8 protein-coding genes are annotated in these 11,023 nt (G+C 73.6%); 3 read left to right on the forward strand and 5 right to left on the reverse strand.

Going from position 1 to position 11,023, the window contains the following annotated elements; translation table 11 throughout:
* Positions 1-27 precede the first annotated feature (27 nt).
* Entirely contained in the window at positions 28-1,545 is a 1,518-nt protein-coding gene (lnt, locus tag BGP03_RS00095; protein ID WP_299734947.1) for an apolipoprotein N-acyltransferase, read from the forward strand.
* On the opposite strand, the gene BGP03_RS00100 is transcribed toward lnt, so the two are convergent.
* Together BGP03_RS00100 and BGP03_RS00105 are read right to left on the reverse strand one after the other, a co-directional pair.
* Entirely contained in the window at positions 1,508-2,245 is a 738-nt protein-coding gene (locus tag BGP03_RS00100; RefSeq protein WP_296369034.1) for a hypothetical protein, read from the reverse strand. The genes lnt and BGP03_RS00100 overlap by 38 nt on opposite strands.
* Positions 2,246-2,267: 22 nt before the next feature.
* Positions 2,268-4,460 (reverse strand): bifunctional SulP family inorganic anion transporter/carbonic anhydrase, encoded by a 2,193-nt coding sequence (locus BGP03_RS00105; protein ID WP_296369036.1) that lies wholly within the window; start codon positions 4,458-4,460, stop codon positions 2,268-2,270.
* Between the two features lie 241 nt (positions 4,461-4,701).
* On the opposite strand from BGP03_RS00105, the gene BGP03_RS00110 reads away from it, so the two are divergent.
* Entirely contained in the window at positions 4,702-6,672 is a 1,971-nt protein-coding gene (locus tag BGP03_RS00110; protein WP_296369038.1) for a cytochrome c oxidase assembly protein, read from the forward strand.
* On the opposite strand, the gene BGP03_RS00115 is transcribed toward BGP03_RS00110, so the two are convergent.
* Positions 6,641-7,591, reverse strand: coding sequence for a cytochrome c oxidase assembly protein (locus tag BGP03_RS00115; RefSeq protein WP_296369040.1), 951 nt, complete (start codon positions 7,589-7,591; stop codon positions 6,641-6,643). The two genes, BGP03_RS00110 and BGP03_RS00115, sit on opposite strands and share 32 nt — an antisense overlap.
* Positions 7,588-9,840, reverse strand: a complete 2,253-nt coding sequence (locus BGP03_RS00120; RefSeq protein ID WP_296369042.1) for a heavy metal translocating P-type ATPase — start codon at positions 9,838-9,840, stop codon at positions 7,588-7,590. The genes BGP03_RS00115 and BGP03_RS00120 overlap by 4 nt, the downstream gene beginning before the upstream one ends.
* A 140-nt stretch (positions 9,841-9,980) precedes the next feature.
* Here BGP03_RS00120 and BGP03_RS00125 point away from each other — a divergent pair, with 140 nt between their 5' ends.
* Positions 9,981-10,556: a copper resistance CopC family protein gene (locus tag BGP03_RS00125; protein WP_363093121.1), complete on the forward strand. Its 576-nt coding sequence runs from the start codon at positions 9,981-9,983 to the stop codon at positions 10,554-10,556.
* Between the two features lie 3 nt (positions 10,557-10,559).
* On the opposite strand, the gene BGP03_RS00130 is transcribed toward BGP03_RS00125, so the two are convergent.
* The coding region (locus BGP03_RS00130; RefSeq protein ID WP_299734951.1) for a L,D-transpeptidase at positions 10,560-11,023 on the reverse strand (464 nt) is incomplete at its 5' end.

The raw sequence follows: 11,023 nt of genomic DNA on the forward strand, positions 1-11,023 counted from the left end.
GCCGCACCCCGCATCGGTGGACGTGGCATGGTCGTCGCCCGGGCCGGGGCCGCCGCGAGCGGTGGCTACCTGCTGTACCTGAGCTTCCCCCCGCGCACCCTGTGGTGGCTGGCGCTGCCGGCGTTCGCGCTGCTGGCGGTGGCCCTGCACGGCCGCCGCGTCCGTACCGGCGCCGGACTGGGGCTGCTGTTCGGTCTCGCGTTCGGGCTGCCGTTGCTGGTCTGGACCGGCACCTACGTCGGGCCCGGGCCGTGGCTGGCGCTCGTCGTGCTCGAGTCGCTGTTCCCCGCGGCCGTGGGAGCGGCGGTCGCCGTCACGTCGCGGCTGCCGGGGTGGCCCTTGTGGGCCGCGTGCCTCTGGGTCGCCGGTGAGGCCGCCCGGGCCCGGGTGCCCTTCGGTGGGTTCCCGTGGGGGCGGGTCGCGTTCGGCCAGCCGGACGGGCCGTTCCTGTCGCTGGCGTCGCTGGGTGGGGCTCCGCTGCTCTCGTTCGCCACGGCGCTGTGCGGGTTCGGGCTCGGCGCGCTGGGGCTGCGGCTGGCCCGGATCGGGCTGCGCGGGCCGGCCGGGCTGGCCGGGGCCGTCGCCGCGGTGCTGGTGCCGGTCGTGGCCGGGCTGCTCACCCCGCTCCCGGCCGCGTCGGGTGAGCGGTCGGTGACCGTAGCGGTGATCCAGGGCAACGTGCCCCGGCTGGGCCTGGACTTCAACGCCCAGCGCCGAGCGGTGCTCGACAACCACCTGCGCCAGACCTCCCGGCTGGCCGCGGACGTGCGCGCCGGACGGGTGCCCCGCCCCGATCTGGTCGTCTGGCCGGAGAACTCCTCGGACGTCGACCCCTACCGCGAGCCCGGGGCCCGTGAGCTCATCGGCGGCGTCGTCGACGATCTCGGCGTGCCGGTCCTGGTCGGCGCGGTGCTGCGCCCCGAGGGCTCAGGGCCGCGCAACACGGCGCTGGTGTGGCAACCGGGCCGCGGTCCGGTCGCCGAGTACACCAAGCGCCGGCTGCAGCCCTTCGGCGAGACGATGCCGATGCGCGACGTGCTGCGCCTGGTCAACCCGCTCGTCGACCGCGTCACCCAGGACTTCGTGCCCGGCACCGACCCGGCCCCGGTGCGGCTCGGCCCCGCCGTCGTGGGGGTCGCCACCTGCTACGAGGTGGCCTTCGACGGCGCGGTGGCCGATCCGGTGCGGCTCGGCGCGCAGCTGCTCGCCGTGCCGTCGAACAACGCCACCTTCGGGCTCACCGAGATGACGTTCCAGCAGATGGCGATGTCGCGGGTCCGGGCCGTCGAGCACGACCGCGCCGTGGTGGTCTCCGCCACCACCGGGGCCAGCGCCGTCATCGGCCCCGACGGCACGGTGGTGGCGCAGACCGGTCAGTTCGTCGCGGACACCCTGGTCGAGCAGGTGCCCCTGCACACCGCGCTGACGCCTGCGACCCGGGCGGGCGCGGGCCCGGAGTGGGTGCTGGTGGTGCTCGGGGTCGGCGCCGTCCTCGTGGGTGCGGCGCTCAGCCGCCGAGCTCGGCCAGGACGTAGAGCCCGATGAAGCCGAGGAAGAACATCGCGGCCAGCGTCGGGGTCTCGGCCTGCTCGTGCGCCTCGACCAGCAGCTCCTCCACCACCAGGTAGAGCAGCGCGGCCGCCCCGAACGCCAGTACCCCCGCGAGCACCGTGGGACCCGCGCCGCCGAGCAGCAGCACCCCGCCGATCGCACCGACGGCCGTGACCAGCCCGAGCGCGGAGGCGATCGACGCGGACCGGACCCGGCTCACCCCGAGATCGAGCAGCTCCAGGCACACGACCACGCCCAGGAACAGGATCTCGATGGTCAGGGCGATGGTGAGGATGACGCCCTGCCCGGCACCGAGGGTCACGCCGAGCCCCACCAGCAGGCCGTCGATGAGCAGGTCGATGCCCACCAGGGTGAGCAGCGCGACCGGAAGCCGGCCGCCGCCCCGGGACCGCGCGGCGGCGGCCTCGGCGCGGCGGCTGTAGGCGCCGAGGGTGAGCAGCAGGGCCACGCCGACCGCGAACCCGATCACCACCGCGACGAGCCGGCCCTCCTTCCGCAGCTCGGGCAGCACCTCCCCGGCCACGGCGGCGAAGACGACGCCGGCGGCGAAGTGCTGCACCCCGCTGGTCAGCTTCGGCCCGGGCCGGCGCCACGCGGCGAGGACCGAGCCCACCGCGGCCGCCACGACCGGGAACGCGACGAGGACGGTCGCCTGCAGAACGAGGTTGCTCACGAGGGCGCATCCTGGCCCACGATCACATCGGGCGGAACTCCTGTCGATCGTGATCGAGTACGAGGACCCGCGCGGTGGGGATGTCGAAGAACAGTCCCATGGCCTCGACGTCGGGGTTGATCCCGCCCTGGCCGGGGTTGCGGCCGCGCAAGGCGTCGAGCTGCAACGCGACGTTGACCATGGCCAGCGCGTCGACGTCGGAGTACCCGGCCGCGAGCGCGGCCTGCCCGACGGGATGCCCGCCGTGGAACGCGTGCAGGCTCGGGGCGCCGGCGGCGAGCCAGTCGGTGAGCGCGCCGCGTCCGCCGGTGCGGCCCCGCCCGGCGAGCACGGCGCCCATCGCGCCGCATCCGGAGTGGCCGCACACGGCCACCAGCGGTACCCGCAGGACGGTGGTGGCGTACTGCATGGCCGCCTCGGACGCGGTGCCGCCGACGAAATTCCCGACGTTCTGCACGGTGAACAGGTCACCGGGCCCGCTGTGGGTGATCAGGTTGGGCACGACGCGGGAGTCCGCGCAGGTCAGCAGGAGCGCCGAGGGGGCCTGGCCGGCGGCGAGGTCGCGCAGTGCCGGCTGGATGAGCCCGGCGGTGTTCGCGTGGTAGGCCGCGACGCCGGCGAGGATCGGGGCGGGTGACCCGGTGCCGTCCGCGGCGTGCTGCCAGTGCGACCAGCTGGCGAACCGGGGCCGGGAGCGGGCCGTGTGCTCCCGGTGGTCGGGCTCGGTGATCTCCACGTGGGCGCCGGTGAGCCGGTGGCGGCCCACCCAGGTGTCGAGGTGGTCGTAGGCGGCGTGGTCGAGGTAGTCCACGACGAGGTCGATCCGCACGTCGACGCCCGCAGGCACCCGGGACAGCGTCCGTGACAGCGTCGGCACGGCGAGGAAGCCCAGTGCGCCCTCGACGACGAGGTGGTGCGGGTCGCCGGGTTGGGTGGGCGAGACGAGCCGGATGCGGGCCCGCACGGCGCGGTGCAGCATCACCACGGCGGCGACGGCCAGCCCGATCGCCACGCCCTCCAGCAGGTTGAGCAGCACCACCCCGCCCGCGGTGGCGAGGTAGATGGGCAGCTCGCCGTGGGTGTGGGCGGTGCGCAGGTCGTCGCGCTTGACGAGCTTCGAGCCCACCACGACGAGCAGTCCGGCCAGCGCGGCGAGCGGGATGGCCTCGATGGCCCCGACCAGCGCGATCGCGAAGATCGCGATCCACACGCCGTGCAGGACGGCGGACGCGCGGGTCCGGGCGCCGGCCGCCACGTTGGCCGAGCTGCGCACGATCACGCCGGTGATCGGGAGGCCGCCGAGCAGCCCGGACAGCGTGTTGCCCGCGCCCTGCCCGATGAGCTCGCGATCGGCGTCGGTGCGGGGACCCGAGTGCATCCGGTCGACCGCGACCGCCGAGAGCAGGCTCTCCACACTGGCGACGAGCGCCACGGTCAGCACGCCGACCAGCAGCCCACCCCACTGGCCCTCGGGCAGCGACGTCAGATGGGGCAGTGCGATCGCGTCGAGCAGGCCCCCGGGCAGATCCACCCGCGGGACGTCAGGCCACAGCATCGCCAGCCCGGTCGCCGCGGCGACCGCCACCAGCGGGCCCGGAACGGCGCGCACCTTCTGCGGGAGACGCGGCCACACCACGACGAGCGCGATCGCCACGAGACCGACGACGGCGGCGTGGTCGTGGATGCCCAGGATCTGCCCGGGCAGGGCCAGCGCGCTGTCGATCGCCCCGGTCTGCGGGCGGCCGCCCATCACGACGTGCAGCTGGGCCAGCGCGATCGTCAACCCGATGCCGGCGAGCATCCCGTGCACCACCGCGGGTGGGATCGCCGCCGCGAAACGCGCCACCCGTGTCAGCCCGAACACGACCTGCAGGAGGCCGGCGGCGACCGTGATCAGTGCGGTGGCCGGGAAGCCGAACTTGTCGATCAGCTCGGCGACCACCACGGTCAGTCCGGCGGCCGGCCCGCTGACCTGCAGCGGTGACCCGCCGACGAGCCCGGCGACGATCCCGCCGACGACCGCGGCGATCAGTCCGGCCATCACCGGGGCGCCCGAGGCTAGCGCGATGCCCAGCGACAGCGGCACGGCGACCAGGAAGACCACCAGGGACGCTCCGAGGTCCGCTCGCAGCGCGGCCCACGCGAACCCGCGCGGGCGACGGGGCTCCGGGAGTGGTGGGGGAGCGGACGGGGTGCGAACGGGTGCGGACGCCACAGTTCCTCCTGGCAGGAAAGGTCGGAGCGGGGGAGCGGTGCTCGATGCGGCACTGCATCGTCGAGAGGGCCGAATGCGCCTCGCGGCTAGTGCAAACAGGCCAAATCGTACATGAACTGATGCACGGATGTGCATGGGTTGTGACCAGCGCCGATGTGTGGGGCGGTGGGTGGGCGCACGACCGGGCGCGCCGCGGGGGAGACTGACCGCCACCGGGGACGCGCTACAGGAGGTCGGGACCGTGACGGGATCGTGGCGGCGCTGGGCCGTGGTGGGCGCCGCGGTGGTCGCCGTCGGAGTGGCGGTCGCCCTTGTGCTCACGGCGGGAGCGGAGCCCTACCGGGCGATGGGCTACCCGGATCCCGGTGCGGTCACCGCCGTGGGTGCGTTCGTGGTGCGGCTGGCCTTCGACATCGCCGCCGGCGTCTCCGTGGGAGCGCTGGTGTTCGGCGCGTTCTTCACCTCGGCGTCCCCGTCGGGTGCGCTCGTGGCAGAGGGGTGGGCCGCGGTACGGCTCGCGGGTCGAGCGGCGTGGGTCTGGGTGGCGGCCGCGGTGCTGCTGATTCCGTTCGACGCGGCCAACTCGATCGGCGAGCCCGTCACCCGAGCGCTGACGCCACGGGCACTGGCCGCGGTGTTCTCGACGCTCTACCAGCCGTTGTTCTGGGTGGTGTCCGCGGTCGCCGCGCTGGTGGTGGCGGTCGGGTGCCAGGTGGTGCTGCGCTGGCGGGCCACGGTGGCGCTGGCCGCCCTCGCCGTGGCCGGGCTGCTGCCACCCGTCTTCATCGGGCACGCCTCGGCGGGTGCGGCGCACGACTACACGATGAACGCGATGGTGCTGCACGTGGTCGCGGGCGGGATGTGGCTCGGAGTGCTGGTCGCGTTGTTGTCGGCGCTGCGCCGGCGCACCGACGACCTGGCCCTCGCCGTCCGCCGGTACCCGGCCTTCGCCACGGCGTGCTGGGCCGTGCTCGGCGCGTCGGGGGTGCTGGCTGCGGTGTTGCTTGCGCCGCCGGACCAGCTGCTGACCACCCCTTACGGCGTCACGGTGCTGGTCAAGGTGGTGGCGTTGCTGATCGTCGGCGGGGCCGGGCTGGTGGGTCGGCGTCGGGTCGTGCGGTCCCCGGACGGCCTGGTGACGCGCGGGCGCCTCGCCGGGCTCGCCACACTGGAGACCGCCCTGCTGCTGGTGACCATGGGGGTCACCACGGGGCTGACGCAGCGGCCGCCGCCGGTGGTGTTCACCCGCGAGCTGACCCCGGTGGAGATCGGGGTGGGCTACCCGCTGCCGATCGCGCCGTCTCCGTGGGTGCTGCTGACCACCTGGCGGTGGGACCTGTTGCTCGGCACGGCGTTCCTCGCGGCCGCGCTGGTCTACCTCGTCGGGGTCCTGCGGCTGCGGGCCCGCGGGGAGACGTGGCCCGCGGGCCGGACGTGGGCGTGGCTGGCGGGCTGCGGGCTCGGCGTACTGGGCACGTCGTCGGGGATCGCGGTCTACAGCCCCGCCAGCCTGAGTGCGCACATGGCCACCCACATGGTGCTCAACATGCTCGCCCCGCTGGCGCTCGTGCTCGGCGGGCCGGTCACCCTCGCCCTGCGGACGTTGGCGCCCGCCCCCGCCGGACAGACCGGCCCACGGGAGTGGCTGCAGTCGCTGACGACCTCACCGGCGGCGCGGTTGCTGGCCCATCCCGCCCTCGCGGCCGTGCTGTTCGCAGGCTCCTACTACCTGCTGTACTTCACGGACCTCTTCGAGGCACTGACGAGCGAGCACTTCTCGCGGATGCTGCTGAGCGTCGTGATCGTCGCGGTCGGCTACCAGTTCTGGTGGGTCCTGGTCGGTGTCGATCCGCGGCCGCGGGAGTTCCCGCATCTGGGACGGCTCGGGCTGGTGTTCGCCGTCATGCCGTTCCACGCGGTGTTCGCGGTGATCGTGATCAGCCGCACGGACGTGATCGCGCAGAACTACTACCGGACCCTGACGCTGCCGTGGGCCACCGACCTGCTGGCCGACCAGAGCCTGGCCGGTGTGGTGTCGCTGGTACTCGGCGAGCTGGCGCTCGTGGCCGCACAGGTGGTGCTGCTGGTGCAATGGCACCGGTACGACCAGATGTCCGGCTTCCGGCGCGATCCGGACTCCAGCACTGACGCGGCGGCCTACCGCGAGATGCTCGAGGCGCTCAGGAGCTCCCGGACGGCTTCCGGTCGGTAGCGTCGGCCACCCACCACGGCGTCATGGTGGGGGAGTCGCCGTAGATCCGGTCCAGGGCCCGGTCGGTGCGTACCGCGTCACGTCGGTCGGTGCGATACCACTGGGCCGCGAACGCGGCCACCAGCACGGCAGCGGAGACGTCCCCGAAACCCCACAGGATGCCGCCGCCGAGGTTCTGGTCGCCGAGCAGGGTCGGCCCCCAGGTGCGATCGAGCGACTCGTAGTAGCCCCCGCCGAGCAGCGTGTTCATCATCATGATCGGGATACCGAGCAGGATGTGCACCGGGCCGAGCCCGACCACGAGGAAGAACGTGAGCACGAAGGGCGGCCGGTGCGGCACGGGGTCGAGCCCGATCAGCGACCAGTAGAACAGGAACCCGATCAGCACGAAGTGCACGTGGGTGAGGTCGTGCACCCACACGTTGGTCAGCGACAGATCGTAGATGCGCGTGTAGTAGAACGCGAACTGCGTGGCCGCGAACAGCATGAACGCGACCACCGGGTGTGCGATGAACCGTGCCGGCGGGCAGTGCACCACTGCGAGCAGCACGGCGCGCCAGCGTGGGGGCAGGGTGCGCAACGCGAGCGTCATCGGTGCGCCGAGCACCAGCGGCACGGGCGCGATCATCTGCAGCAGCATGTGCTGCATCGCCGGCACCCAGAACAGCGTGCGGTCGTAGACCCCCAGCATCGACGACGTGCCCAGCAGCACGATCGCCAGCCCGAGAAGCCAGTAGGCGACTCGCTTGGGCTCCCAGACGTCACCGCGGCGGCGCAGCACCCGCACGCCCCACAGGTAGGCCACGGCTGCGGCGGCCAGCGGGACGAGCATGTACGGGTCCCACGTCCAGCTGGTCAGCCCGGTGAGCACGGTCAGCGGCGGCTGGTCGGCCGGCGGCATGAAGGCCAGTGTCGTCATCGGGACCCCGTGGGGGACAGGCGGCGCAGCCGCAGGCTGTTGGACACCACGAACAGCGACGACAGGGCCATCGCCCCGCCTGCGACCAGCGGGTTGAGCAGCCCGGCGGCGGCCAGCGGGATCGCGGCCACGTTGTAGCCGAACGCCCAGAACAGGTTGCCGCGGATCGTGCGCAGGGTGGCGCGGGCGAGCACGATCGCATCGGCCACCACCGTGAGGTCGTCGCGGACCAGGATCAGGTCGGCCGCGTCGATCGCGATGTCGGTGCCCGCCCCGACCGCCATACCCAGATCGGCGGTGGCCAGCGCCGCTGCGTCGTTCACTCCGTCGCCGACCATGGCCACGGTCCGGCCCTCGGCCCGCAGTCGGGTGATCTCGCCGGCCTTGTCGGCGGGCAGCACCTCTGCGACGACGGTCGCGATCCCGACCTCGTCGGCCACGGCCCGGGCGGTGTGGGCGTTGTCGCCGGTCAGCAGGACGGTGCGCAGCCCGAGCCGGTGCAGCGCGGCTACGGCTGCGGCCGCGGAGGGCTTGACGGTGTCGGCCAGCGCGAAGATCCCGATCACGATCTCGTCGCGGCTCAGCAGCACGACGGTCCGCCCGCCCCGCTCCCACTCCCCGCGCAGCGCAGCCAGCTGCGGCGCCACGGCGAGCCCGCGCTCGTCGATCAGCCGGGCGCGGCCCGCGACGATCCGGTGGCCGTCCACGACGCCCGCGGCGCCCAGGCCCGGCTCGGCGGCGAACCCGGTCACGGCAGGCAGGGAGCCGAGCTCGGCTCGTGCGACCGCGGTGATCGCGACGGCGACGGGGTGCTCGGCGGACTGTTCCAGCCCGCCGGCCAGGCGCAGCAGCTCGGCCCGGTCCACGCCATTGGCGCCGGCGACCTCGACGAGCGACATCACCCCGGTGGTGACGGTGCCGGTCTTGTCCAGCACGACGGTGTCGATGCCCTGGGTGGCTTCCAGTGCCTGGTAGCCCTTGACGAAGATCCCCAGCCGCGCGCCGCGACCGGACGCGACCATCAGCGCGGTCGGGGTCGCCAGCCCCAGGGCGCACGGGCATGCGATTACCAGCACGGCCAGCGCCGCGGCGAAGGCGCGCTCGACGCCGCCGTCCAGCGCGAGCCAGCCGGCGAAGGTCACCGCGGAGAGCGCGACGACCGTCGGGACGAACCAGCCGCAGATCCGGTCGGCCAGCCGTTGCACCCCGGCCTCGCCGGACTGGGCGCGCTCGACCAGCTCGACCATCGCCGCGAGCTGCGTGTCGCGTCCCACGTGGGTGGCCTCGACCACCAGTGCCCCGCCGGTCAGCAGTGTGGCGCCGATGACGGAGCTCCCGGGTCCGACCTCGACCGGGACCGATTCGCCGGTCATCGCGCTCGTGTCGAGCGCGCCACGGCCCTCCACGACGCGGCCGTCGGTGGCGACGGTGCTCCCGGCGCGCACGAGGAACCGCTGCCCGACCCGTAGCGACTCGATCGGCACCGCCTGCGGGGAGCCGTCGTCGGTCAGCACGGTGACGTCGCGGACCCGCAACGCCGCGAGCTCTCGCAGCGCGCCGCCTGCCGCCCGTTTCGCCCTGGCCTCGAAGTAGCGCCCCGCCAGCACGAACGTCGTCAGCCCGACGGCGACCTCGAGATAGAGCGCACCTTCGGGCCGCAGCAGCAGTGCCAGCCCCGACGCCGAGCCGGGTCGGGGGTCCGCGGCGAACATCGCGTACACCGACCACGACGTCGCGGCCACGATCCCCAGGGAGACGAGTGTGTCCATGGACGCGGTACCGCGGCACAGGTTCGCCCACGCCACCCGGTGGAACGGCCACGCCGCCCACCCGATCACCGGGGCAGCGAGCGCCAGCAGCAGCCACTGCCAGCCCGGGAACCGCCAGTCCGGCAGCACGGTCAGCGTGATCGACAGGTCGGCCACCGGCACGAACAACAGCACCGACACGATCAGCCTGCGGAACAGCCGGGCCGCGTCCTGCGGCGCCGGCGGTTCGGCGGGCGGCCAGGGCGCGGCGATCTCCGCGCCGTAGCCGGCTCCCTCGACCGTCGCGACGATGGCCGCGTCGGACACTGCGGCCGGTGCGGTGACCACGGCCTTCCCGGTCGCGTAGTTCACGCTGGCGTCGAGCCCGTCGACGCGGTTGAGCTTGCGCTCGACGCGGGAGGCGCAGGCGGCACACGTCATGCCGGACACCACCACCTCGACCCGGCGGTCGGCGGCGCGGTGCGTCGTGGGCGACGTCATGGGCGTACCACCTTGTCTCTACTCTGCGTAGAAGGTACTCGGTTCGGATCCCGGGACCAGATCGGGCAGAGCGGCGATATGGGACTCTTGGGTCAGACCGGGCCCGGTCGTGTCCGGAACCGCTTCTCGGAGGTGCTTCCGTGCGTGACGTCGGACGATCATGGCGGCGGATGGCGGCCGTCGTCGTTCTGGCCGGTCTGGGCCTGTTGCTCGGCGCGACGCCCGCCCTCGCCCATACGCGGCTGGAGAGCAGCAGTCCCGCCGACGGGGCGTCGGTCGCCGACGCCCCCAGCGGGGTGACACTGACCTTCAACCAGGAGATGCAGGCCGACTTCTCGACGATCACGGTCGTCGGGCCGGACGGTACGAGCTGGCAGGCCGGTCAGGTGAGCAGTGCTGGGACGTCCGTGAGCACGCAGGTGCGGCCGCTGGGTCCGGCCGGGCGCTACGAGATCGGCTACCGGGTTGTCTCCGAGGACGGACATCCCGTGGTCGGCACGATCTCCTTCACGCTCACTGCGGCGGGCACGGGCGCCGCGCCGGCGGCGGTCACGACCGCGCCGGCGGTCGGAACGACGCCCGCGCCGACCGTCATCACAACCACCGCGTCGACGACGAGCGGCGACAGCACGCCGATCTGGCCCTGGGTTCTCGGGGGAGTGGTGGTGATCGGGGCTGGTGTCGCTGTCGCCCTGCGTAAGGGGCGACGCGAGTAGGGGTCAGGAGGCGGGCGTGCGCGCGGCCTTCTCCTCCGAGGCCCGCACCACCTGCACCTGGTCGCCGATCTGCAGGTCGTTGAACCACGCTTCCGCATCGGCGGGCTCGAGATGGATGCATCCGGCCGACGAGCGGGCTGGGTCGCCGCTGTGGAAGGCGATGCCGCCGTCCTGGAAGAACACCGACCAGGGCATCGGCGCGGGCCGGCCGTCGGGCAGCCGGGACTCCTGGCTGAGGTGGTCCTTGTCTTTGCGGTAGACGCGCAGCGAGTGTCCGATCGGGGTCTCCTCGCCGTTGCCGCCCGACGCGATCGGGACGGGCCCGCGGACGATAGCGCCGTCGCGCATCAACCACGCCCGCTGAGAGTCGAGATCGACGCACGCACGGGCGGTGACCGTGCACGGGGTGCCGGCGGCCAGTGGCTGGGCGTGAGCGGCCCGCGCCGCCGGGGACTCGCCCGGGGTCT

It is taken from the genome of Pseudonocardia sp. 73-21 (assembly GCF_001899645.1).
GTDB lineage: Bacteria > Actinomycetota > Actinomycetes > Mycobacteriales > Pseudonocardiaceae > Pseudonocardia.